Source organism: Acinetobacter sp. 1542444, assembly GCF_000581835.1.
GTDB classification, from domain to species: Bacteria; Pseudomonadota; Gammaproteobacteria; order Pseudomonadales; family Moraxellaceae; genus Acinetobacter; species Acinetobacter pittii.
The window spans coordinates 160013-182987 of the sequence record NZ_JEYA01000006.1 but is presented as its reverse complement, the minus strand read 5'-3'; the positions used below and the strand labels follow the sequence as shown (position 1 = coordinate 182987).

The 22975-nt window shown below is 38.9% G+C and carries 22 protein-coding genes; 12 read left to right on the top strand and 10 right to left on the bottom strand.

Annotated features, from left to right (window positions below):
• The first annotated feature begins 92 nt into the window (after nucleotides 1–92).
• The 3 genes from J580_RS20030 to J580_RS20020 all read left to right on the top strand — a co-directional run bounded on the left by J580_RS20030 (nucleotide 93) and on the right by J580_RS20020 (nucleotide 2649).
• Nucleotides 93–1736, top strand: a complete 1644-nt coding sequence (locus tag J580_RS20030; RefSeq protein ID WP_032005503.1) for a nitrite/sulfite reductase — start codon at nucleotides 93–95, stop codon at nucleotides 1734–1736.
• Entirely contained in the window at nucleotides 1729–2214 is a 486-nt protein-coding gene (locus tag J580_RS20025) for a DUF934 domain-containing protein (RefSeq protein ID WP_032005502.1), read from the top strand. Before J580_RS20030 ends, J580_RS20025 begins: the two co-directional genes overlap by 8 nt.
• An 81-nt stretch (nucleotides 2215–2295) precedes the next feature.
• Entirely contained in the window at nucleotides 2296–2649 is a 354-nt protein-coding gene (locus J580_RS20020; RefSeq protein ID WP_002116446.1) for a DMT family transporter, read from the top strand.
• A 51-nt stretch (nucleotides 2650–2700) separates the two neighbouring features.
• On the opposite strand, the gene J580_RS20015 is transcribed toward J580_RS20020, so the two are convergent.
• The 3 genes from J580_RS20015 to J580_RS20005 form a co-directional block, all read right to left on the bottom strand.
• On the bottom strand, nucleotides 2701–3144 hold the full coding sequence (locus tag J580_RS20015) for a VOC family protein (RefSeq protein ID WP_005072758.1): 444 nt from the start codon (nucleotides 3142–3144) through the stop codon (nucleotides 2701–2703).
• 129 nt (nucleotides 3145–3273) lie between these two features.
• Complete coding sequence (locus J580_RS20010) at nucleotides 3274–4449, bottom strand: thiolase family protein (protein ID WP_032005500.1); 1176 nt, start codon at nucleotides 4447–4449, stop codon at nucleotides 3274–3276.
• 108 nt (nucleotides 4450–4557) lie between these two features.
• Nucleotides 4558–5073, bottom strand: coding sequence for a GspH/FimT family pseudopilin (locus J580_RS20005; RefSeq protein ID WP_032005498.1), 516 nt, complete (start codon nucleotides 5071–5073; stop codon nucleotides 4558–4560).
• Between the two features lie 379 nt (nucleotides 5074–5452).
• Between J580_RS20005 and omp38 the strand changes: the two genes are divergently transcribed.
• Nucleotides 5453–6496, top strand: coding sequence for an outer membrane protein Omp38 (gene omp38, locus J580_RS20000; RefSeq protein ID WP_014207589.1), 1044 nt, complete (start codon nucleotides 5453–5455; stop codon nucleotides 6494–6496).
• 121 nt (nucleotides 6497–6617) lie between these two features.
• On the opposite strand, the gene J580_RS23645 is transcribed toward omp38, so the two are convergent.
• The 5 genes from J580_RS23645 to J580_RS19975 form a co-directional block, all read right to left on the bottom strand.
• Nucleotides 6618–6776 (bottom strand): hypothetical protein, encoded by a 159-nt coding sequence (locus tag J580_RS23645; protein ID WP_032005497.1) that lies wholly within the window; start codon nucleotides 6774–6776, stop codon nucleotides 6618–6620.
• 3 nt (nucleotides 6777–6779) lie between these two features.
• Nucleotides 6780–7985 carry an RtcB family protein gene (locus tag J580_RS19990; RefSeq protein WP_032005495.1) on the bottom strand — a complete coding sequence of 402 codons (1206 nt, stop codon included), beginning with the start codon at nucleotides 7983–7985 and terminating at the stop codon, nucleotides 6780–6782.
• 265 nt (nucleotides 7986–8250) lie between these two features.
• Nucleotides 8251–9711 (bottom strand): amino acid permease, encoded by a 1461-nt coding sequence (locus J580_RS19985; RefSeq protein WP_014207587.1) that lies wholly within the window; start codon nucleotides 9709–9711, stop codon nucleotides 8251–8253.
• 21 nt (nucleotides 9712–9732) lie between these two features.
• The gene (locus J580_RS19980; protein ID WP_032005493.1) at nucleotides 9733–10746 is read right to left on the bottom strand and encodes a methyltransferase; all 1014 of its coding nucleotides are present in this window, start codon (nucleotides 10744–10746) and stop codon (nucleotides 9733–9735) included.
• Between the two features lie 63 nt (nucleotides 10747–10809).
• Nucleotides 10810–12168 (bottom strand): uracil-xanthine permease family protein, encoded by a 1359-nt coding sequence (locus J580_RS19975; RefSeq protein WP_032005491.1) that lies wholly within the window; start codon nucleotides 12166–12168, stop codon nucleotides 10810–10812.
• 178 nt (nucleotides 12169–12346) lie between these two features.
• Here J580_RS19975 and typA point away from each other — a divergent pair, with 178 nt between their 5' ends.
• The 4 genes from typA (at nucleotide 12347) to J580_RS19955 (ending at nucleotide 16727) form a co-directional block, all read left to right on the top strand.
• Nucleotides 12347–14182, top strand: coding sequence for a translational GTPase TypA (gene typA, locus J580_RS19970; protein ID WP_002116501.1), 1836 nt, complete (start codon nucleotides 12347–12349; stop codon nucleotides 14180–14182).
• 256 nt (nucleotides 14183–14438) lie between these two features.
• Entirely contained in the window at nucleotides 14439–14870 is a 432-nt protein-coding gene (gene mscL, locus J580_RS19965) for a large conductance mechanosensitive channel protein MscL (RefSeq protein ID WP_017385595.1), read from the top strand.
• A gap of 134 nt (nucleotides 14871–15004) precedes the next feature.
• A complete protein-coding gene (locus J580_RS19960; protein ID WP_032005489.1) occupies nucleotides 15005–15346 on the top strand; it encodes a gamma-glutamylcyclotransferase family protein in 342 nt (113 codons plus the stop codon).
• A 199-nt stretch (nucleotides 15347–15545) separates the two neighbouring features.
• The gene (locus tag J580_RS19955) at nucleotides 15546–16727 is read left to right on the top strand and encodes a maltoporin (protein ID WP_032005487.1); all 1182 of its coding nucleotides are present in this window, start codon (nucleotides 15546–15548) and stop codon (nucleotides 16725–16727) included.
• Nucleotides 16728–16815: 88 nt separating this feature from the next.
• On the opposite strand, the gene J580_RS19950 is transcribed toward J580_RS19955, so the two are convergent.
• Entirely contained in the window at nucleotides 16816–17106 is a 291-nt protein-coding gene (locus J580_RS19950) for a peptidylprolyl isomerase (protein ID WP_002051379.1), read from the bottom strand.
• Between the two features lie 19 nt (nucleotides 17107–17125).
• Nucleotides 17126–17950, bottom strand: a complete 825-nt coding sequence (gene mutM, locus J580_RS19945; protein ID WP_032005485.1) for a bifunctional DNA-formamidopyrimidine glycosylase/DNA-(apurinic or apyrimidinic site) lyase — start codon at nucleotides 17948–17950, stop codon at nucleotides 17126–17128.
• 75 nt (nucleotides 17951–18025) lie between these two features.
• On the opposite strand from mutM, the gene J580_RS19940 reads away from it, so the two are divergent.
• The 4 genes from J580_RS19940 to J580_RS19925 all read left to right on the top strand — a co-directional run bounded on the left by J580_RS19940 (nucleotide 18026) and on the right by J580_RS19925 (nucleotide 22955).
• Nucleotides 18026–18592, top strand: coding sequence for a DNA-3-methyladenine glycosylase (locus J580_RS19940; RefSeq protein WP_032005484.1), 567 nt, complete (start codon nucleotides 18026–18028; stop codon nucleotides 18590–18592).
• 134 nt (nucleotides 18593–18726) lie between these two features.
• Nucleotides 18727–20856 (top strand): TonB-dependent receptor family protein, encoded by a 2130-nt coding sequence (locus J580_RS19935; RefSeq protein ID WP_032005481.1) that lies wholly within the window; start codon nucleotides 18727–18729, stop codon nucleotides 20854–20856.
• 9 nt (nucleotides 20857–20865) lie between these two features.
• Nucleotides 20866–21975 (top strand): NADH:flavin oxidoreductase/NADH oxidase, encoded by a 1110-nt coding sequence (locus J580_RS19930; RefSeq protein WP_032005479.1) that lies wholly within the window; start codon nucleotides 20866–20868, stop codon nucleotides 21973–21975.
• A 56-nt stretch (nucleotides 21976–22031) separates the two neighbouring features.
• On the top strand, nucleotides 22032–22955 hold the full coding sequence (locus tag J580_RS19925) for an AEC family transporter (protein WP_032005476.1): 924 nt from the start codon (nucleotides 22032–22034) through the stop codon (nucleotides 22953–22955).
• The last annotated feature ends 20 nt before the right edge of the window (nucleotides 22956–22975 follow it).

The following is a 22975-nucleotide window of genomic DNA, read 5'->3' as shown; positions in this document are numbered from 1 at the left end:
ACCGTTATTAAATATGCAAAAAAAGCATTTTATTGATGAATAAAAGCTCGCTATGCTATCCGCCTTAATAATGAATCTACTAGCCATACGCCATGTATTTATATACCGATTTCGACCAGCAGCTGGTTAATGAACGAGTTGCTCAGTTCCGTGATCAAACAGAACGCTATTTAGCTGGCAAACTTTCTGAAGACGAATATCGTCCATTACGTTTGCAAAATGGTTTATATGTGCAACGTTATGCGCCTATGCTGCGTATTGCTGTGCCGTATGGCTTAATGAATTCTAAACAATTACGTAAAGTTGCTGAAGTTTCAACTGCTTATGACCGTGGTTATGCACATGTATCTACACGTCAGAACATCCAGTTGAACTGGCCTGCGCTTGAAGATGTGCCAGATATTTTGGCTGAACTTGCAACTGTACAAATGCATGCCATTCAAACCAGTGGTAACTGTATTCGTAACACCACAACTGACCAATATGCAGGTGTGGTTGCTGGTGAAATTGCAGACCCACGTCCAACATGTGAGTTGATTCGTCAGTGGAGTACATTCCACCCAGAATTTGCATTCTTGCCACGTAAGTTCAAAATCGCTGTTTCTGCACTTGAAGAAAAAGATCGTGCGGCAACTGCATTCCACGATATTGGTGTTTATATCGTGCGTAATGAAGCAGGCGAGATCGGCTACAAAATTATGGCTGGGGGTGGTTTAGGCCGTACCCCAATCATCGGTAGTGTGATTCGTGAGTTTTTACCACGTGAAGATTTAATTGCTTACTTAGAAGCGGTTTTACGTGTTTATAACTTGCATGGCCGTCGTGATAACAAATATAAAGCGCGTATCAAGATTCTAGTTAAAGCATTAACACCTGAAGTATTTGCACAGAAAGTTGAAGCTGAATTTGAACATACACGTGAAGCACTGAAAATTCAGCCAGAAATCTTGAAAAAACTGGATGAAGAATTCACACCGTTTGATTATCAAGATTTAGAAGATGAAGATTTCACAGCTTTATTTGCTGAGCATCCAAAATTCAAACAATGGTTCAATATCAACACGCATGCGCATAAAGTGAAGGGCTATCGTATTGTTACGATTTCTCTAAAACGCGCAGGTATTGCGCCGGGTGATATGACCACTGAAGAAATGAATTTTATTGCAGACCTTGCTGATAAATATACGTTTGGTGAACTTCGCACGACTCACGAACAAAACATTGCTTTGGCAGATGTGCCTCAAAAAGACTTGTTCGATGTATGGCAAGCGCTTGAACAACAAAATATGGCGCGTGCACATATCGGCTTTATTACCGATATGATTAGTTGCCCAGGCGGTGATTTTTGTTCACTTGCAAATGCGAAATCAATTCCAATTGCTGAAGCGATTACACGTCGTTTTGATGACTTAGACAAAGTTTATGATCTTGGTCATTTAGATCTAAATATTTCTGGTTGTATGAATGCTTGTGGTCACCACCACGTAGGTAACATCGGTATTTTAGGTGTAGATAAGAAAGGCGCTGAATTTTACCAAATTACATTAGGTGGTAATTCTGACCATGATGCATCAATCGGTGACATCTTAGGGCCTTCATTTGCAGCAGATGCGGTGCCAGATGTCATTGAAGAAGTATTGAATACTTATCTTGATTTACGTACTGAAGGTGAGCGTTTTGTTGATACATATCGCCGTGTAGGAATTCAACCATTTAAGGAGCGTGCATATGCTTAATACAGCTCTACCAGTGCTTTATAAAGATGGCACGATTGCAGATAATACTTATCAAATCATTGCTGAAGATGGTGCTATTCCCCAAGGTGATGTTGTTGTAACAACAGCTCAACTGGATCAATTAGCTAACGTTCAAGGCAAAAAAGCTTTGTATGTGACCGTAAATGATTCACCTGAAGAGCACACATTTCCATTAAATGAACTTGATGCAATCTTCATTGAGTTTGCAGGCTTTGGCGATGGTCGTGGTTATTCATTCGCTGCACTACTACGTCGTCAAGGTTTCCAAGGTGAATTGCGTGCAACTGGTGATGTGTTTAAGGATGTCTTAAACTACTTAAAACGTTCAGGTTTTGATAGTTTTGTGATTAAAGAAGGTAAAGATGTGCAAGAAGCGGCAGCTGGTTTGCAAGACTTTACCAACCCGTACCAAGCTTCAACAGCCGTACCGCAAGCAAGTTATCAAACTGGTGCTTAAATAGTTTTTAAATATAAAGGCTGAACTCAGGTTCAGCTTTTTTTATGAATAATTTTTAAATGACTCAACTGAAGAACAACAATGTTAGGTTTAATTTCAAAAATAAATCCTGGTGCTTGGTGGCTACTTTTTGCTATTGCGACAGATGTACTCTCAACATTTTATTCTGCTAAGGGGAATGGCTTAGTCAATAAAACAGCTCAGGGCATTGCTCTGGTTTTGTATATTATTTCTTTTGCATGCGCTGCTATTGCTTTGAAATATATGCAAGCTGGAATCTTATATGTGCTTTGGTCTGGGATAGGTGTATTAGCAACAGCTTTTTTGGCAAAGATTTTTCTTGGTCAGAATATTGATGTGGCAGGATGGGTGGGAATTGGTTTTATTACTGTAGGTTTGATGATTATTGCGCAATATTCCAATATCGATGTTTAAAGCCCTTATAGAAATAGTAGGTATCTCTATAAGGGCTAAATATTGAAAATATTAGGTATCGAGCTGGCAGTTAACCATCCACTTTATACCGAACTGATCGGTAAATGCGCCGTACAATGCACCCCAGAACGTTTTCTCTAAAGGCATTTCAATTTGACCATTCACAGATAAAGCATCAAAAAGTTGTTTTGCTTTTTCTTGCTCATCTTTTTCAAGGTTGATCGAGATGTAGTGATTATTTCCTTGGGTAAAAACGCTGTTTGGGGCACAGAACTGATCATTTGTATCTGAAGCCATAAGCACAGTGTACTCATTAATTGGTAAAGAAACATGTAGAACCAGATTTTTGTCGGCTTCCGATAACGTCACACCTTCAGGCGCTGGCATATCACCATAACGGCTTAACATACCGAATTCACCGCCAAATACTGATTTATAAAAGTTAAAGGCTTGTTCTGCTTGACCTTGGAAATTGAGATAGTGATTGAGTTGCATTGTTATTGTCCATTGTTGTTTTCGTTTAAAGGAATAAGTTAAAACTTAAAAGTGATGTTGTGGGTCATTTTTTGTAGTTTTTTCATAAAAAATCCCACCGAAGTGGGATTTTAAAATAATGAATTTGGATTAAATGAGTTCAATTGCAACTGCTGTTGCCTCACCACCACCAATACAGAGTGCAGCAATACCTTTTTTACCGCCAGTACGTTTTAGTGCATGAATCAGCGTAAGAATAATACGAGAACCTGTAGAACCTACTGGATGACCTAGGGCACAAGCACCACCATTAATATTGACTTTTTCAGCATCAAGTTTGAAATCATCAATTGGGCACATGGTAACCATGGCAAAAGCTTCGTTAATTTCCCACAGGTCAACATCTTGAGCATTCCAGCCCGCTTTTTTAAGAACTTTTTCAATAGCACCAACAGGGGCAATTGTAAATTCTGAAGGATGCTGAGAGTTTGAAGCTGTTGCAATAATTTTTGCCAGTGGCTGTAAACCACGTTGAGTAGCAACCTCACTTGAGGTTAATACTAATGCAGATGCGCCATCTGAAATAGAGCTTGCGTTTGCTGCGGTAATTGTACCGTCTTTTGCAAAAGCTGGTTTAAGTGAAGGAATTTTGTCGATCTTTGCATTTAAAGGTTGTTCATCTTGATCAACAATAACATCACCTTTGCGACTAGGCACGGTAACCGAAACAATTTCATCTTTGAAATAACCTTCGGTAATTGCTGTTTGAGCACGTTTCAAAGAGCGAATCGCAAAGTCATCCATTTGCTCGCGTGTATAGCCACGAGTATTGGCCATATCTTGAGCAAAAGAACCCATTAAGCGACCAGTTTCAGCATCTTCAAGTCCATCAAGAAACATATGATCCTTAATTTCACCATGGCCCATACGATAGCCAGCACGTGCTTTTGGTAAAACATAAGGTGCATTTGTCATAGACTCCATGCCGCCGGCAACAACAATTTCAGCACTCCTTGCTTTAATCATGTCGGTTGCTTGCATCACGGCTTTCATACCAGAGCCACAAAGCTTATTAATCGTCACAGCACCTGTAGAATCAGGTAAGCCAGCTTTACGCATCGCTTGACGTGCTGGACCTTGTTTTAAGCCAGCAGGAAGAACACAACCCATAATGACTTCTTCGACATCAGTAGATTGTAAACCTGCTCGTGCGATTGCTTCTTTAATCGTTACAGCACCTAATTCAGGCGCTGTAAGTCCTGATAGTGATCCTTGAAAACCACCCATGGCAGTACGAGCACCATTAACAATTACGATATCAGTCATTGTTGTAATCTCCGATTGTTCTTTATCTCAAATTAAGAAAACATTAAAACTTAAGCAGTATATTGCAAAATTGGGGATGGCTTGGATTCTGTATTAGACTGTAGAGTTCTAACAATTTTGAAGTTCTTCTAAACGGGTGTGTCCCATTTTGCTGAGGACTAATTTAAAGTTTTTAAGCTGGTTATAAGAACAATAAGTAAAACTGCCGTTAGACTCACGCGGAAGTCCGGTATCTCCCTGAAATACGATACTATTTAGTTTTTTTCCAAACTTTTGAAATTTTAAAGAACCGTAGCGATGAGCAAGTTCAACATTGGTTAATACTTCTTCATTGTTTTCTCTTTGTAGATTCTGATTTGTGTCTACAAAGCTTATAAGACTTGTATCCCAGTTACTATTACATGTAGACAAATCAACACTTGGGCAAAGTACGACACTCTTATGTCGTAGAATTGCGTCGTATTTGGCTTTTTGTATATGAATTGTGAGTAGTCGAGACGAATTTTTTAATTCTACAGAAGCCATAAATTGATGATATAAAGGAAGCGCTATAGTGACCATAATCATAAGAATTGCGAGCGTTATAGTGAGTTCCAACAACGTGAAACCGGGAGATTTAAACATTAAAATTCCTTAATATATAAAGAAATATTTTGATTTTATGCTTTCTATCAATGATTTATAATGATTTTTATAGTGAGGAAACACAAAATTAAATAAAGGTTATCAGGATGCTAGAATACTGGTAAAATCACCGTAAGCGAAAGAAAGAAGTTGTTCATATTTGCTAGTTGAGTGAAAAATTACCGAATTACAACGGAAATTGTAAGTAATTTTGTCAATAATTTACTTGATTAAAATTATCAAGCACTTGGAAAGTCTATCAAGTGTTTGTATGATTCAAATGTGAATAGCTTAAAAATAATACTGGGGTGAAAATATCTCAGGGGCCAATAAATTTAGGCTGAGCTTGAACAACAATTGTTATCTCTGGAGGATATCCATGAAATTGAGTCGTATTGCACTTGCTATGCTTGTCGCTGCTCCATTAGCTGCTGCTAATGCGGGCGTAACTGTTACTCCTTTACTAGTAGGTTATACTTGGCAGGATAGTGACCACAACAACGATAAATTAACAAGTCATGCTGAATTACAAGATGATTTATTCGTTGGTGCTGCACTAGGTGTTGAGTTAACTCCTTGGTTAGGTTTTGAAGCTGAATATAACCAAGTTAAAGGCGATCTTGAAGGTACTGGCGTAGCTGGTTCTGAATATAAGCAAAAAACTATTGCTGGTAACTTCTACGCAACTTCAGACTTAATCACTAAGAACTACGACAGCAAATTCAAGCCGTATGTATTATTAGGTGCAGGTCAAACTAAAACTGAGTTTGATGGTATCTATGAAGACAAGAAAGACACTATCGGTAATGCCGGTGTTGGTGCTTTCTACCGTTTGAACGACGCACTATCACTTCGTACAGAAGCTCGTGGTACTTATGATTTTGACGAAAAATACTGGCGTTATACAGCTCTTGCTGGTTTAAACGTAGTTCTTGGTGGTCACTTGAAGCCTGCTGCTCCTGTAGTAGAAGTTGCTCCAGTTGAACCAACTCCAGTTGCTCCACAACCACAAGAGTTAACTGAAGACCTTAACATGGAACTTCGTGTGTTCTTTGATACTAACAAATCAAACATCAAAGACCAATACAAGCCAGAAATCGCTAAAGTTGCTGAGAAGTTAACTGAATACCCTAACGCTACTGCACGTATCGAAGGTCACACAGATAACACTGGTCCACGTAAGTTGAACGAACGTTTATCTTTAGCTCGTGCTAACTCTGTTAAATCAGCTCTTGTAAACGAATACAACGTTGATGCATCTCGTTTGTCTACTCAAGGTTTCGCTTGGGATCAACCGATTGCTGACAACAAAACTAAAGAAGGTCGTGCTATGAACCGTCGTGTATTCGCGACAATCACTGGTAGCCGTACTGTAGTTGTTCAACCTGGTCAAGAAGCGGCAGCTCCTGCAGCAGCTCAATAATTTGAGTTCTTGAACAGTAAAAAAGCGACTCGTTAGAGTCGCTTTTTTTATGGCGATTTTTAAAATATTTAGTCATTTCTGTGTCTCCTTAATAATTACTTTCGATCTTGGATTAAATTAGTTACCAATTACCTTTTCTCAATTGCTGTTTAGCATCTTGTCTATCTCTACGATGTTGAGCGCGAGGTTTTTCCGTTTCGTGCATACCACCTTTGTGGAGTAAAGGGGATAGAGCTACTTGATTACGGAGTTTGATCTTTGGCATTTCTTTAATTTTCATGCTTTAACCTTTAATACATAAAACTTGTTTTAGAGTATGAACGACTTTAATGAGGTCTGACTGATTCGCCATGACTTCATCAATGTCTTTATAGGCGCTTGGAATTTCATCGACAACGCCACTGTCTTTACGGCATTCAATACCTTGGGTTTGTTCAATAAGATCTTGCTGATTAAAAAGAACTTTTGCTTTACTTCTGCTCATCTTACGCCCAGCTCCATGAGAACAAGAACAAAATGATTCAGGATTTGCTTTGCCTTTAACAATATAAGATCGTGCTCCCATTGAACCTGGAATAATACCTAGCTCATCTAAACCTGCTCTAATTGCACCTTTTCGGGTAATCAATAGATTTTCACCAAAATGCATTTCACGGCTTACATAATTATGATGACAATTAATCGCTTCTTTTGTCATTTGAAAAGAAGGTAGAAGAGGGCGGATCGCTTCTAAAATTAATCGCATCATCTCTTTACGATTTTCAAAAGCATATTCTTGTGCCCACTCTACAGCTTCTACATAATCATCAAAACTTTTTGAGCCTTCAGCAAAATAACTTAAGTCTTTATCTGGTACATGGCCAAAGCGATGCTGAGCTTCTTTTTTGGCTAACTCAATAAAGTAAGTACCAATAACATTGCCGAGCCCTCTGCTACCTGAGTGTAGCATTACCCATACATCTTGATTCTCATCAATACATAACTCTATAAAGTGATTACCACCACCCAAGGTCCCAAGTTGTTTTTGCCATGTTGCATCAAATTGCCGAAGCATTCGGACAAGACCAGGATGCTTTTTGATAATTGGTTCTAAGCATTTTTCGAGTGGAATAATGCTAGAAGCTTTCGCTTTGACTTGTTTATGCAAAGCAAAGCCAACCGGTACTTTACGTTCGATCGCATCACGCAAACGGCTTAAGTTGTCAGGTAATTGTGAAGCCTTTAAACTCAAGCGAATTGCATTCATTCCACATCCAATGTCAACTCCTACAGCAGCAGGAATAATGGCGTGTTTAGTTGGAATAACACTACCTACAGTTGCACCTTTTCCTAGGTGAACATCGGGCATAACAGCAATATGAGAATAGATGAATTGCAGTTGTGCCATTTTCTTGAGTTGTTCGATACTTTCACTATCTATGTCTTGAGTGAAAATTTTAACAGGGACACCATAGAGTGCCTCCTTGTTTAATATTTTTTGTATGCCCATAATTTTTTCTCTTATTTTTGTCCGAGCAGGCATAAAAAAACCTAGCGAATGCTAGGTTTTAAATTTAAGCATTCGGACAAGTAGTGTGAATTTGTACACTTGTCCGTGAGCTGACATCGTGCCAAATTATTTAATCTGTTTTACCTTGTACTGTTGGCATGATGTCCTCCTTATTTAAAAGTGCCGTTGAAAATCTGAACGGCATTTTACGCTTTTTAAATCAAAGATCAAGCTTTTGATCTTTGATTTACTTTAATGACCAGTTTTAATCTTGCTCAGGTTTGACGTTCATTTGATCGTAAGAGATCAATTTGGTTTTATTTTTCCACTTATAACCTAACCAAATGATCAAGAACAGTGGCAAGCTAATATAAGTTGAAAGTAAGCCTAACCAATCAATTTTTCCACCTAAAATGGCTTGGTAGTTCTGTCCTAAGATAATGATTGAACAGAGAATAAATGCAAACCAAGGTGCAAATGGGAAAAATTTGGCACGATATGCTAAATCTTCTAATTTATAGCCTTGAGCAATGTATCCTTTACGGAAACGATAGTGTGAAATCGCGATTCCTAACCAAACAATAAAACCGCACATACCAGACATATTGAGTAGCCAGTTAAATACTTGTTTTTCACCAATAAATGTCGTTAAGAAACAGAATGCAGCAATAAACGTCGTTGCATATAGCGCGTTCATTGGAACGCCACGACCATCAAGTTTTGCAAACCACTTTGGTGCACGGCCTTCTTGAGCCATTTTAAACAACATACGAGTTGAGGAATACATGCCTGAATTACCTGCTGATAAAATAGCAGTAAGAATGACAGCATTCATTAAACTCGCAGCAAAAGCAAAACCTACTCTTTCATAAAGCAATGTAAATGGAGATAGTGCGATATCTTCAGTGGCAGCTGCTTGCAGTAAATTCGGGTCATCATAGGCAATCAGAGTGCCGATAATGAAAATACATAGGATATAGAATAATAAGATTCGCCAGAAAATCTGTTTGATTGCAAGTGGAATTGTCTTCTTTGGATCTTTTGATTCGCCAGCAGCAACTCCAACCATTTCAGTTCCTTGGAAAGAGAATCCAGCAATCATTGCTACACCAATCATGGCTTGTAAACCGCCTACAAAAGGTGCCTCTTTATAGGTCCAGTTCCCAAAGGTTGCAACACCTGGAGTTAGCATAATCTTGATGATCATGGCTAAGCCAATAATAATAAATGCAACAATCGCAATTACTTTAACCATCGAAAACCAGAATTCGCTTTCCCCAAATCCCTTTACTGTCATGGCATTGATCAGAAAGATAACGATAAGGAACAGGGCACTCCAATAGAATCCTGGAATATCAGGGAACCAGAACTTCATAATAAACTGAACCGCAACAAGTTCGAATGCAACCGTAATTGCCCAGTTATACCAATAGTTCCAGCCTAGAGCGAAACCAAAGCCTTCTTCGACATAACGACTGCCGTAAGTAAAAAAGGCGCCGGATGTTGGTGTATGAGTTGCAAGCTCACCTAAGCTGGTCATTAAGAAGTAAATCATAATGCCAATGAGTGAGTAGGCGAGTAGCGCTCCACCAGGGCCAGCGTTTGCAATGGTTGATCCAGAAGCAAGGAAGAGGCCTGTACCAATGGAACCACCAATGGCGATCATATTCAGATGACGAGCCCCAAGCTTACGCTGGAGTTTTTCAGGAGCATGTGTTTCGCTCATGGAGATTCCTTACATAGTTTGTTATGCACAGGCATATAACACCTTAAAGCCTTGATGATCAGTTTTAATCTGGCACTGACCAAAGTGCTTCTCAATTAAGATCGGATAGTTTAAAAAACGGTTTGCTACAATCCATAGCTCACCTGATGCCTTTAAATGTTTTTTAGCGTTCTGGCAGAGTCCTTCACTTGCATCATAGTTGGTATGAATACCTTGATGGAAAGGGGGATTACTGACAATGGCATCGAGTTCTGTTGGAGCGTCTGCAATTCCTGTAACAGGCTGCAATCTCAACTGGTCTGAACCTATTCCATTTCGACTAAAAGTCATTTCCGTTGACCGTAAAGCGAAAGCATCAATATCTAGGGCATGAATAATATTACTTGAATTTATTTTTGCCAAATAGCAACTGATAATTCCAGCACCACACCCGAAGTCGGCAATTCTACCTGATTTCACCTGATTAAGATAAGGGAGTAAAACAGCAGTTCCGACATCTAGATGATTTTGGCTAAATACACCGGGAAGGGCACAAATCGTAAGCTCTTGTTCATTAACATGAACAGTGTAAGTTTTAAGCCACCTTTCGAGAGGTTTAATTTGTTCTGTTTTTTCAATCTTTAAGTGCCATAGCTGACAGTGGCGTGCACTATCGAGTTTAAGTACTTTGCCGAAGCTTTGTAGTTGTTTGGCAGCGCGTTCAACACCACCTTTTTTTTCACCTACTAAAAAAACAGACTGAGCAGTTTTAAGATTGCTCATTACGACATGCAGTATGTAATTTAATAGTTCTTTAGATTTGGGAACAAAAATGACGGCTTGATCGAATTCTTGTAATGGAAACTCAACTGAGAAATGCGCATTTGTTCCACTATTTATAAAGCTCTGATAGTCAGCATGGTTCCATGTCCAGACTGACGCATCAATATCAGCTGGTAGTTGACTAACTAAGGCATCATTCGGTGCATTAATGAACAAGATTCTACCTTTTAAATAGTCTTGCTGTCTTAATACCACTTCACTTCTAGGATCCATGTACATCTCTCATGAAGAAGAATGCCCAGTGGGAACTGGGCAATAATCAAAATTAAAAAATAGTTATTTATGTGTTTCAGGAAGTACAACATTTAAAATTAATGCTGCTATACCACCTGTCGCTACGCCAGAGCTAAAAATATTTTTAAATAATGCTGGAAGGTGTTCCAAAATTTGAGGAACTTGAGCAACACCCAAACCTAATGCAAGTGAAATTGCGATAATTAAAAGTGCTCGGCGATCAAGGTGAATAGATGAGAGAATGTTAATACCTGATGCAGCTACGGCACCGAACATTACCATCACAGCACCACCTAATACCGCCTGTGGTACGGCTTGTATTACACCAGCTACTGCTGGAAATAAACCTAATAAAATAAGTAAAGCAGCAATCCAGATACCCACATAACGACTTGCAACCCCAGTGAGTTGGATTACACCATTATTTTGAGCAAAAACAGAACTAGGGAAAGTATTAAATAAGCCTGCAAGTAAAGAGTTTGCACCATTCACTAAAACACCACCTTTAATGCGTTTCATCCATTCTGGACCATTAACGGGTTGGTTTGAAAGTTTACTCGTTGCAGTCACGTCACCAATCGCTTCTAAAGATGTGACTAAATAAATAAAAGCCATTGGAATGAATAAGCCCCAAGAAAAGCTTAAACCAAAGTGCATCGGTGTTGGAATCTGTACAAGAGGCGCATCTTTAATACCTGAGAAATCTAGGTAACCCATAAATCCTGCAAGAATGTAACCAATCACTAAAGCAATTAAAATGGCTGAACTTTTAATCCACACCACCCGAATGCGGTTTAGCACAATAATAATCGCAAGTACGGTACATGACATAATCAGGTTGTCTGCACTTGCAAAAGTATGGTCTTGCATGGCTTGGTAGCCACCACCCATACTAATCAAGCCTTCCTTAATAAGCGTTAAGCCAATTAATAGAACAACAATACCAGTCACCAAGGGAGTAATTAATCTTTTTACCCATGGAAGAATTTGCGAAACACCCATTTCAATAAAGGAACCAGCAATTACTACACCAAAAATTGCAGCCATAACTTGGTTTACTGGCGTTCCAGCAGCCACCATTGCACTACCAATACCAATAATTGGGCCAATAAAGTTAAAGCTTGTGCCTTGTACAATCAGAAGGCCAGCACCAAATGGGCCGACTTTTTTACATTGAAGAAATGTAGCAATACCCGAAATCACCAAAGACATCGATAAAATCATGTTGGTTTCGGTACGTGACACACCTAAAGCTAAACAAATTAAAAGCCCTGGTGTAACAATTGGTACAATAATCGCAAGCAAATGCTGGAAAGCTGCTAAAAAAGCGATCAGAGGTTTTGGTCGATCATCTAAGCCATAAACGAGGTCAAGATGGTCTTGAGAGTGTTGATTGGACATGGGTGTAGGTCCGCCGCAATTTTGCAAATTGGCGCTATTCTAATCGAGATACCTATCTTTACAAAACGAAATACAGGCTATTGGAAATTTTTTTTGTCAATGTCAATAAACTGTCACTACTCAAGAGTAGTGTTTTTCTGTATAATTTGCCCTCAAATTTCAGGCGTTTCGAATTTTCATGTCAGATATCAAAAATCTCCGTAATATCGCAATTATTGCGCACGTCGACCACGGGAAAACCACACTTGTCGATAAACTACTTCAGCAATCTGGTGCTCTCGGTGAACGAGCAGGCGAGATTGAGCGTGTCATGGACTCAAATGCGCTTGAAAGTGAACGTGGTATTACCATTCTTGCAAAGAACACTTCTATTACTTGGTTAGATAAACGTACTGATACAACTTACCGTATCAACATCGTGGATACCCCGGGACACGCCGACTTCGGTGGTGAAGTAGAACGTGTAATGTCGATGGTTGACTGCGTATTACTTTTAGTTGACTCTCAAGAAGGCCCAATGCCACAAACTCGCTTTGTGACACAAAAAGCCTTTGCTCGTGGTTTAAAACCAATTGTTATTATTAACAAAGTTGACAAACCAAGTGCACGTCCAGATTGGGTTATTGATCAAGTATTTGATTTATTTGATAACCTTGGTGCAACTGATGAGCAATTAGATTTCCCAATCGTTTATGCATCAGGTTTACGTGGTGTAGCGGGTCCTGCTCCAGAAGAACTTGCAGAAGACATGACTCCGTTGTTCGAAACGATTGTAGACATCGTTGAACCACCAGCAGTTGACGTTGATGGTCCATTCCAAATGCAGATTTCATCACTTGACTATAACAGCTTCGTAGGTGTTATCGGTGTTGGTCGTATTCAACGTGGTTCAGTAAAATTAAATACTCCTGTTACTGTAATTGACAAAGAAGGCAATACACGTAACGGTCGTATCTTAAAAATCATGGGTTACCATGGTTTAGAGCGTATTGATGTTGAATCAGCATCTGCTGGTGATATCGTATGTATTACTGGTATCGACGCACTTAACATTTCTGATACCATTTGTGATCCGAAAAATGTTGAAGCATTACCGGCTTTATCTGTAGATGAACCTACAGTATCTATGACTTTCCAAGTAAACAACTCTCCGTTTGCTGGTAAAGAAGGTAAGTTTGTAACTTCACGTAATATCCGTGAACGTCTTGATCGTGAATTAATTCATAACGTAGCTTTACGTGTTGAAGACACTGACAGTCCAGACCGTTTCAAGGTATCTGGCCGTGGTGAACTTCATCTTTCAGTTTTAATTGAAAACATGCGTCGTGAAGGCTTCGAAATGGGCGTCTCTCGTCCACAAGTAATCATCAAAGAAATTGATGGTGAAAGACAAGAGCCTTATGAAAACGTAACTTTTGACGTTGAAGAACAGCATCAAGGTGCTGTAATGGAACAAATGGGTCACCGTAAAGGCGAGATGACCAATATGGAAGTTGACGGTAAAGGCCGTATCCGTATTGAAGCAACTGTACCTTCACGTGGTTTGATTGGTTTCCGTTCTGAATTCTTGACCATGACTTCTGGTACAGGGATCATGACTTCAAGCTTCTCGCATTATGGTCCTGTTAAACAAGGTACTGTTGCGAAACGTCAAAACGGTGTGTTGATCTCTATGGTTCAAGGTACTTGCTTGGGCTATGCATTGTTCAGTTTACAAGACCGTGGTCGTTTGTTCGCTAAACCACAGTTAGAAGTTTACGAAGGTATGATCGTGGGTATTAACTCTCGTTCAGACGATATGGTTGTAAACCCGACTAAAGCGAAACAATTAACTAACGTTCGTGCGTCTGGTACAGATGATGCTTTAACTTTAGTACCTGCAATTGAATATACGCTTGAACAAGCGCTTGAATTCATTGAAGATGATGAGTTAGTAGAAGTAACACCTAAATCAATCCGTATCCGTAAGCGTTATTTGACTGAAAATGAACGTAAACGTAACCGTGATAAATAATTTTTCTTAAATGAAAAAGAAAAAACCGCTAAATTAATTTAGCGGTTTTTTTAATCGTTATATTTGAAATTAAAGTGAGCTTAAAATCATATTTTTGTTGTAAGAGAATATGTTGTTAAAGTGTGAAATAACTTTCTTTTTTTGATAAAAATATTAAATTATCAATATCATGGCGAGTACTATCTAATTCGATAAGATGCCAATGAAAAAGAAAAATATGACGTGTTTCGGCCCCCCGACATCTGGAGATGTTTAGATGAGTATTATTCAAGAATTTAAAGAATTTGCCATTAAAGGCAATATGATGGATTTAGCCATCGGTGTGATTATTGGTGGTGCTTTTGGCAAAATCGTAGACTCTTTAGTAAAAGATATTATCATGCCACTTATCAGTGTGATTACTGGTGGTGGTGTTGATTTTTCACAAAAATTCATTGTATTAGGTGCAAACCCTAACAATTTACAATCTTTAGATGCTTTGCAAAAAGCAGGTGTTAATGTCTTAACTTATGGTAATTTCCTCACCATTTTAATTAACTTCATTATTTTGGCTTGGGTTGTGTTCTTAATGGTGAAATTATTAAATAGACTTCGCCGTGATAAAAATGAACCAGAAGCTCCAGCTGCAACTCCTGAAGATATTCAATTATTACGTGAAATTCGTGATGAGTTGAAAAAGCAAGCCTAATAAGATTTGAAATAAAAACGGTACCTTGAGTGCCGTTTTTTATTACTTCATATTTTATATTGGAATCAAGATATTGATAAAATTGCAAGATCGCAGATCAGACCAACTATGAATATTGAAAAAGGGATAGATGAATGAATCAGCTTTTTGTGTATGGAACATTATGTCCAAATAAAGCAAATGCTCATATTCTCGAACAGATTGGAGGGACGTGGACCAAAGCTTCGGTAAGAGGAATCATACATATTTTAGATTGGGGACCAGATCAAGGCTTAAAAGCAATTGTGTTAGATCCTCAGGCAGAGTGGGTAGAAGGCTATCTATTTAGCACAGAAAAACTTACTGAAAACTGGCAGATGCTTGATGATTTTGAAGGCTTTCAATATGAACGAGTTATAGTAGATGTAATGCTTGAATCAGGGGAGGCTGTTAAAGCTTGGACATATCAAATGAATGCCCATGCTAAAAATATTTAAATACAAAAGCTGACTTCACGAACTCAATTTTTCTCTTTTAGATCTAATTTTAAAAATAATATATAGAGGCTCTTGTTTGAGCCTTTTCAAATCAATCAAATAGTCTTCGTTTTCTTTCTAATAACCATTAGTCCTTTTATCCAACCTTGCTTGGAATATAAGTGAGTGTGGAAAACTCACACTTAAAAAGGAATTTTAAATGAAGAAGTCTCCTTGGATTATTGGAACTACGTTTTATGCCATATCGCAAATTACTTTCGCTACTGAAATTGGAGGATATGTACGTACAGGTATAGGAGTTACAGAGAGCAGGGAATTACAAGAATGTTTTCAGCTCACTGGCGCACCTTCAAAATATCGTCTTGGAAATGAATGTGAACAATATGCGGAGCTATTTGCCAAACAGAATCTTCTAAAATTGAATGATAATTCTGAGATTAGTATCAATGGAATGCTTCAATTTTATAACCAGTATGGTCAAAGTTTAAATTTTAGTGGTGACGATGGCTATACGCGCTTAAACCAGATCTATCTAGACTGGAAAAATATTTCTTATTTAAATGGAGCAAATCTTTGGTTTGGAAGAAGATTTTATAATCGAAATGATATTCATATGTCTGATTTATTCTATTGGAACCAAAGCGGAACAGGGTTCGGGATCGATAATTATAAAATTAATGACCTGTCATTAAGTTATGTTTTTTCTAGAAAAGATAATGTATTTCAGAAAAAATATATTAATAGACATGACCTTACCATAAAAGACATTCAGCTAAACGATACAAATAAACTCAATACAGGCTTATCTATTATTGATGCAGATCATACAGGTTGGGCCTTAACATTGCAGAATATAACTTCCGATGTCTTAAATGGTAAGAATACAGTTGCTTTGCAATATGGCGAAGGAGCAGGTATGGGGCTAAGTTATACTGGCAACCCTGAGTTGGACCGAGATAATTCTTCTTTAAGATTCATTGAAGTTTTAGATTGGGAATCTGAAAATAAAGTTTTCAATGGACAGGCTCAATTTATATATCAAAAAGATAAATTTAAGAATCAGAATGATAGCGAATGGTTTTCGATAGGCTCCAGAATGGCTTATGTTGTACAAGACCATTTTAAAATATCGACTGAAATTGGCTATGACCGGATAGATAGCAATGATCAAAATCGAAGCCTAACAAAATTGACTATTGCACCAACTTGGTCACTAAAAGGAATGGGATATTACGACAGACCTGAACTTCGCTTGTATTACACCTATGCCTTTTGGAACAAGGATGAACAGAATTTGAGAGACAATTTATATCCTGATAGTGATTTTTATAACACAGGACATGGGTCAAATTTTGGTATGCAACTAGAATATTGGTGGTAAATTTAAAAAATAAAAGAGGTCGGTAATGACCTCTTTTATTGAGTAACTGCGCTATTGTTTATGAATTTAAATTAACTTGTGAGGGGGCTTATCTTAAGCTCCCCATTCTGAATTTAACTTCTAAAAGATGATAGCCAAACTGACTTTTGATCGGACCTTGTAACACACGTTCAGCAGCTGTAAAAACAACTTTGTCGATGACGGGCACCAATTGCCCTTTTTTGACTTCACCAAGTTCACCACCACGTTTTGCCGAATTACAGGTAGAGTATTGCTTGGCAAGTTTGGCAAAGTCAGCGCCACTTTGAAGCTTCTTTTTTAGCTGCTCAGCTAAGTCTTTATCTTTGACTAAAATATGTCGGACAATTGCTGTTTGCATGTTGTCTTCCTCCAAAAAATTAAGGCTTTCTCAGCTTTTTAAGCGGTTGGCACTGTGGGCAAAATACGCTGGCACGCTGACCAAGTTTTAAGTTTTCTAATGTGGTTTCACAGTTAACACACATTTCTCCAGCACGACCATACGCGAGCAATGTTTGCTGAAAATAACCATTTTCTCCCATGGCATTGCTGTAGTCTCGTAATGTCGAGCCACCTAAATCAATTGCCGACTTTAAAATGCGTTTAATCTCGACAACGAGTTTTTCAATTTGTTGCATAGTCAAATCGCCAGCAGGCTGAGCTGGGTGAATGCCTACGTTAAATAAGCTTTCAGTTGCATAGATATTGCCTACACCAACCACTACATGATTATCCATGAGTGCAATTTTTATGCCGACAGACTTATTCTTGAGCTTAGAAGCTAAATATTCTGCATGAAAATCAGTACTTAAAGGTTCAGGCCCTAAAGTATCTATGAGTTTGCCTTGAGTCTCGGGATTAAGCCAAAGAATACAACCAAAACGGCGAGGGTCATGGTAACGTAATTGCTGATCTTCAAATTGAATAATTAGATGGTCATGCTTTCTCAGTTCGTCATTTGGCTCGGTTAGACGAAAGCTTCCTGACATGCCTAAATGCCAAAGCATTTGATCTTGTTCAAACTCTGCCAAAATATATTTTGAACGTCGATTTAACCCAATGAGACGTTGCCCAACAAGTTTCTGAACATCATCTGGTATAGGCCAGCGTAAGCTAGGATTGCGTACTTCAACACTTAGAACTTTTTGATTCAATAAGGGAAATAAACTGGTTTTGGTGGTTTCGACTTCGGGTAACTCAGGCATGCCAACTCGCAGAATTAACAGATATACTGGATTAATCAAGTATAACGTGTGGTATGTAATATTTCAGAGATTACTATGTCAGATATTTTACCATTAAGCTGGTTTCAACGAGAAACCTCAGAAGTAGCTTATGATTTAATCGGCTGCGTATTGTGTAAGCGACAACCTGATGGCCAAGTGATCCGCTGTACAATTAGTGAAACTGAAGCTTATTTGGGCGTTCGTGATAAAGCTTGCCATAGTTACAATAACAAACGCACCGCTCGAACAGAGGTAATGTATTGCCCTGGTGGCACAATTTACGTCTATTTAATTTATGGCATGTATGAAATGCTCAATCTTATTACTCAGACAGAAGGTGTGCCTGAAGGGGTAATGATTCGTTCTGCATTTTTAAATGGTGCTTCAACTAAAAAAGACTATAAGCTTTTAGCTGGACCCGGCAAATTGACACGCTATTTAGGGATTGATCGGACTTTAAAAGGACAAACCTTGGGAGAGGAATCTGGACTATGGGTTGAAGCGGCATCAACGCAACCAGAAGTAGTTCTAACGCCACGGATTGGAATTGATTATGCCGAAGAAGCAAAACATTGGCCTGAACGATATTGCTGGAAAGATCATCCATCTTTGAGTCGATAATTTTAATCTGGAAATCAGTTTTTAGATATCGAGGAAGAGTGTTCCAGATTTACAACAATGCAGATCGAATTCAATATCCAGACAAGACACCGCTTTTTGTTATCATAACTACAATATAAATAAAGGAAATAAGCATGTCCTTATTACGCTTAGACCGACTTCATTACTGTATTTTGATGAGTATGGGCTGTATTTCTAGCCCACTTGTTTGGGCAGAAGATTTAACACAAGACGTAACTGTATTGCCAACATTACATGTGGAAGCAACCCGTACCGATACAACCTATTTGCAGACACCGGCCTCGGTTTTTAGAATAGATGCACCTCAAGTTGATACTTCTTCACAAGTAAATTTAACCGAAGTTGTAAAGGGTATACCGAGTTTACAGCTTCGCAATCGTGAAAATTATGCACAAGATTTACAGCTCTCTATGCGTGGTTTTGGTGCACGTTCTACTTTTGGTGTCCGTGGTATTCGCCTTTATGTAGACGGGATTCCTGCAACAATGCCGGATGGACAAGGCCAAACGTCTAATATCGATTTAAGTAGTCTGGACCATGTTGAAGTTCTAACAGGACCTTTTTCTTCACTTTATGGAAACTCATCGGGTGGGACAATTTTAACTTCTACTAAAGAAGGGCAAGGCAAAGATTCAATTGAGCTGAGCTATTCGGGAGGCAGTCACGATAAAAGCCGAGCAGGGCTCGTGCTACAAGGTGGAGCAAAGGGTGCGAATGAACCAAGCTATGTTATTAGTTCATCGTATTTCGATACTGATGGTTACCGAGAACATAGCGGTGCAGAAAAAGTACTAAATAATGCAAAGCTCAGTTGGAGTCTTGATGATGGAAGTAAAATCAATTGGGTAACCAACTATGTCAAAATCCATGCAGACGATCCGCAGGGTTTAACCCGTGACCAGTGGAATGCAAATCCAAAGCAACAAGTTCCATTTTTAAAGCAATTTAATGTCCGTAAAGATATTGAACAAACTCAAACGGGTGTGACGTGGTCTAAACCGATTAATGATAAAAATGAACTCTATGCCATGGCATATTTAGGTAATCGCCAAGTTACTCAATATCAATCTATTCCTAAATCCACACAAGATGCCAGCATCAATCATGCAGGCGGGGTGATTGATTTTGAGCGTGATTATTATGGCGCTGATTTCCGTTGGACGGGCAAGGAGTTACTTCCAAATACCACTGTAAGTGTTGGTGTTGCATTAGATGCAATGGATGAAGATCGTAAAGGTTTTGAAAACTTTAATTTGGTAAATGGTCAACCTTCTTATGGTGTCAAAGGTAATTTGCGCCGTGATGAAGATAATACTTTGTGGAATATCGATCCCTATTTACAAGCGTCATGGCAGTTCTTACCAACGTGGCGTTTAGATACAGGCGTACGCTATAGCAATGTCCATTACAAATCTAAAGATAACTATTTAAGTAATGGCGACGATAGTGGTAAGACTGATTACAGTAAAGTTTTGCCTTCGGCTGCTTTAAGCTGGCAAATTGTACCTGAGCTTATGGCTTATGTGAGTTATGCAAAAGGTTTTGAAACGCCAACTTTTACTGAAATGGCATATCGCCCAGATGGAGAAAGTGGTTTTAATTTTGATTTAACTGCCTCTACAAGCGATACCTATGAAACAGGCTTAAAATCACAAAACCAATTAGGTGATTTTACTTTGGCAGTATTCCAGACTAAAACCAAAGATGACATCGTTTCTGCAGGTAACTCAAATGGCCGATCAACCTTCCGCAATGCAGATAAAACCTTACGTGAAGGCTTAGAGTTTGCATGGAATAAAAAGTTGTGGCGAGATTTAACAGCGACTGCTAGCTATACATATTTAGATGCAACTTTTGATGCTGATATTCCAGCTTTAGGAAGTATTGCTCAAATCCCATCAGGCAATGCTATTCCTGGAATTGCTAAAAACCAAGCTTATGCTTCTTTAGCTTGGCAGCCATCACACGGTCTATATGGCGGTGTAGATGTACAGTATATGGATAAAGTATACGTGAATGATACCAACAGTGACGCAGCACCAAGCTACAGTGTAACCTCAGCTAATGTGGGTTATGCATGGGTAATGGGTGACTGGAAAGTGAATAGCTTTGCCCGTGTAGATAACCTATTTGATAAAAACTATGCAGGTTCAGTGATCGTAAATGATGGTAATGGACGTTACTTTGAACCAGCGGATGGACGTAACTGGAGTGCAGGTTTACGTGTAATTAAGCAATTCTAGGAATTGAAAATGGCAAAATTATTTGAAACGGTTAACTTTGGTTCACTACAACTGGTCAATAGAATTGTAATTGCTCCGATGTGCCAATATTCGGCAACAGATGATGGTGAAATTACCTATTGGCATGAACAGCAATGGGCAAATTATGCATTATCTGGTGCAGGACTTTGTATTGTAGAGGCGACTGCTGTACAACCTGAAGGTCGGATTAGCTATGCTGACCTTGGGCTTTGGAATGATCAGCAACGTGACCAAATCAAAGCGTTGTTAGCTAAGGTTCATACACTTTCACCAATGCCATTTGGGATTCAGTTAGCACATGCAGGACGTAAAGCATCTACTGAAAAGCCGTGGTTAGGTAAAGGTCAGATTGCAAAAGATCAGCCTCATGGTTGGCAAACGGTTGCTCCAAGTGAAAGTACCTTTTCAGTGCATGATGCTGCACCACATGCTTTGACCATTGCTGAGATTAAACAAGTTCAACAAGACTTTGCAGCGGCTGCAAAACGTGCTGTAGAAGCTGGGTTTGAGTTGATTGAAGTTCATGCTGCGCATGGTTATTTACTACATCAATTCTTATCGCCAATTGCCAATCAGCGTACTGATGAATATGGCGGTTCTTTAGAAAACCGTATGCGTATGACTCTTGAGGTTCTTCAGGCAATTAAACTCGCTGTACCAGAAGGTTATCCTGTAGGTGTTAGGTTATCTGCGACCGATTGGTTGGAGAGCATTGAGCATTGGGACGTTGAATCTACAGTGGGCTTATCAAAAGCTTTAGAGCAATTGGGCGCAGCCTATGTGCATGTGTCTAGTGGCGGTTTGCATGAGCACCAATCTATTACGATTGGGGCTGGTTACCAAGTTCCATTTGCTGAACAAGTTAAAAAGCATGTGTCTATTCCAGTCATTGCTGTAGGGCTAATTACTGAGCCAGAACATGCTGAACAAATTCTGGAAAACCAGCAAGCTGATGCTATTGGTCTTGCTCGTGCAATGTTATATGACCCAAGATGGCCTTGGCATGCAGCAGCGGCTTTAGGGGCAGAAGTTAAAATTTCACCTCAGTATTTACGTTGCCAACCTCATGGATTAAAACAGCTTTTTAACTCTTTTTAATTGTATTGGGCAAAGTTATCTTTGCCCATTTTTCTTTCGTGAAGTGAGGACGGTCAGTGGTTTTTCAGGTTATTTTACCTATCTTGATATTGCTATTGATGGGCTATGTCTGTGTCCTCATCAAATTGGTAACACCTGAACAGATCAGGGCTCTTAGCGCATTTGTAATTAAAATTTCCTTACCGGCTTTTTTAATTCACTCATTGGCAAATAAAAACTTACAAGACATTTGGCACCCAGCTTATTTTCTTGCTTATGGTGGCGGGGCTTTAATTTTATTTTTCTTTGCTTTTATTCTCTATAGAAAATATTTTAAAAATAGCTTAACCCATAGCGCCGTCATATCGATGGGGGCATCTATGTCGAATACTGGATTTATGGGAACAGCTATTCTAACCATGTTGATAGGTAATCACGCTGCGATCTATATTTCTTTAACACTCATCATTGAGAATTTATTGATTGTGGCGCTGATGCTCATTTTGGCCGAAGCTGGTTTACATCAACAGCAAAATCTTTTACCGCTGTTAAAACAGACTTTTTTAAACTTACTCAAGAACCCTGTCATTATCGCTATTTTGGTTGGGATGGGATGCATTCTTTTAGATGTTAATCTTCCTGCAACGCTTGACCAATCTTTAGAGTTACTTGGGCGTACAGCTTCGCCTTTGGCCTTGTTTGCAATTGGCGGAAGTTTAGTAGGTATTGGAATAACAACGGTAAATATAGAAAGTGTTTTGTTAGCGACCTTTAAAGTTGTACTAATGCCATCTGTTATTTTTACACTTTTTTTAATAACTCCAAATGTAAGCCGTGAAATGCTTTACGCAGGAACATTAATCGCTGCTTTACCGATGCCGATTGCTTTCGGCATTTTTGGACAAGCCTATGGCTTAAATGAAAAGGCGTTAACACCACTTATGATTAGTACAATTGTTGGTTTTATTGGTGTGAGCTGGCTTATTGCTTTGTGGTGGTAAAAGAAAAGCCCCATAAGGGG

Excerpts from the sequence above, each read along its gene's own strand:
- J580_RS20030 (WP_032005503.1), top strand. The coding sequence starts at position 93 with ATGTATTTATATACCGATTTCGACCAGCAGCTGGTTAATGAACGAGTT.
- J580_RS20025 (WP_032005502.1), top strand. The coding sequence starts at position 1,729 with ATGCTTAATACAGCTCTACCAGTGCTTTATAAAGATGGCACGATTGCA.
- J580_RS20020 (WP_002116446.1), top strand. The coding sequence starts at position 2,296 with ATGTTAGGTTTAATTTCAAAAATAAATCCTGGTGCTTGGTGGCTACTT.
- J580_RS20015 (WP_005072758.1), bottom strand. The coding sequence starts at position 3,144 with ATGCAACTCAATCACTATCTCAATTTCCAAGGTCAAGCAGAACAAGCC.
- J580_RS20010 (WP_032005500.1), bottom strand. The coding sequence starts at position 4,449 with ATGACTGATATCGTAATTGTTAATGGTGCTCGTACTGCCATGGGTGGT.
- J580_RS20005 (WP_032005498.1), bottom strand. The coding sequence starts at position 5,073 with ATGTTTAAATCTCCCGGTTTCACGTTGTTGGAACTCACTATAACGCTC.
- omp38 (WP_014207589.1), top strand. The coding sequence starts at position 5,453 with ATGAAATTGAGTCGTATTGCACTTGCTATGCTTGTCGCTGCTCCATTA.
- J580_RS23645 (WP_032005497.1), bottom strand. The coding sequence starts at position 6,776 with ATGAAAATTAAAGAAATGCCAAAGATCAAACTCCGTAATCAAGTAGCT.
- J580_RS19990 (WP_032005495.1), bottom strand. The coding sequence starts at position 7,985 with ATGGGCATACAAAAAATATTAAACAAGGAGGCACTCTATGGTGTCCCT.
- J580_RS19985 (WP_014207587.1), bottom strand. The coding sequence starts at position 9,711 with ATGAGCGAAACACATGCTCCTGAAAAACTCCAGCGTAAGCTTGGGGCT.
- J580_RS19980 (WP_032005493.1), bottom strand. The coding sequence starts at position 10,746 with ATGGATCCTAGAAGTGAAGTGGTATTAAGACAGCAAGACTATTTAAAA.
- J580_RS19975 (WP_032005491.1), bottom strand. The coding sequence starts at position 12,168 with ATGTCCAATCAACACTCTCAAGACCATCTTGACCTCGTTTATGGCTTA.
- typA (WP_002116501.1), top strand. The coding sequence starts at position 12,347 with ATGTCAGATATCAAAAATCTCCGTAATATCGCAATTATTGCGCACGTC.
- mscL (WP_017385595.1), top strand. The coding sequence starts at position 14,439 with ATGAGTATTATTCAAGAATTTAAAGAATTTGCCATTAAAGGCAATATG.
- J580_RS19960 (WP_032005489.1), top strand. The coding sequence starts at position 15,005 with ATGAATCAGCTTTTTGTGTATGGAACATTATGTCCAAATAAAGCAAAT.
- J580_RS19955 (WP_032005487.1), top strand. The coding sequence starts at position 15,546 with ATGAAGAAGTCTCCTTGGATTATTGGAACTACGTTTTATGCCATATCG.
- J580_RS19950 (WP_002051379.1), bottom strand. The coding sequence starts at position 17,106 with ATGCAAACAGCAATTGTCCGACATATTTTAGTCAAAGATAAAGACTTA.
- mutM (WP_032005485.1), bottom strand. The coding sequence starts at position 17,950 with ATGCCTGAGTTACCCGAAGTCGAAACCACCAAAACCAGTTTATTTCCC.
- J580_RS19940 (WP_032005484.1), top strand. The coding sequence starts at position 18,026 with ATGTCAGATATTTTACCATTAAGCTGGTTTCAACGAGAAACCTCAGAA.
- J580_RS19935 (WP_032005481.1), top strand. The coding sequence starts at position 18,727 with ATGTCCTTATTACGCTTAGACCGACTTCATTACTGTATTTTGATGAGT.
- J580_RS19930 (WP_032005479.1), top strand. The coding sequence starts at position 20,866 with ATGGCAAAATTATTTGAAACGGTTAACTTTGGTTCACTACAACTGGTC.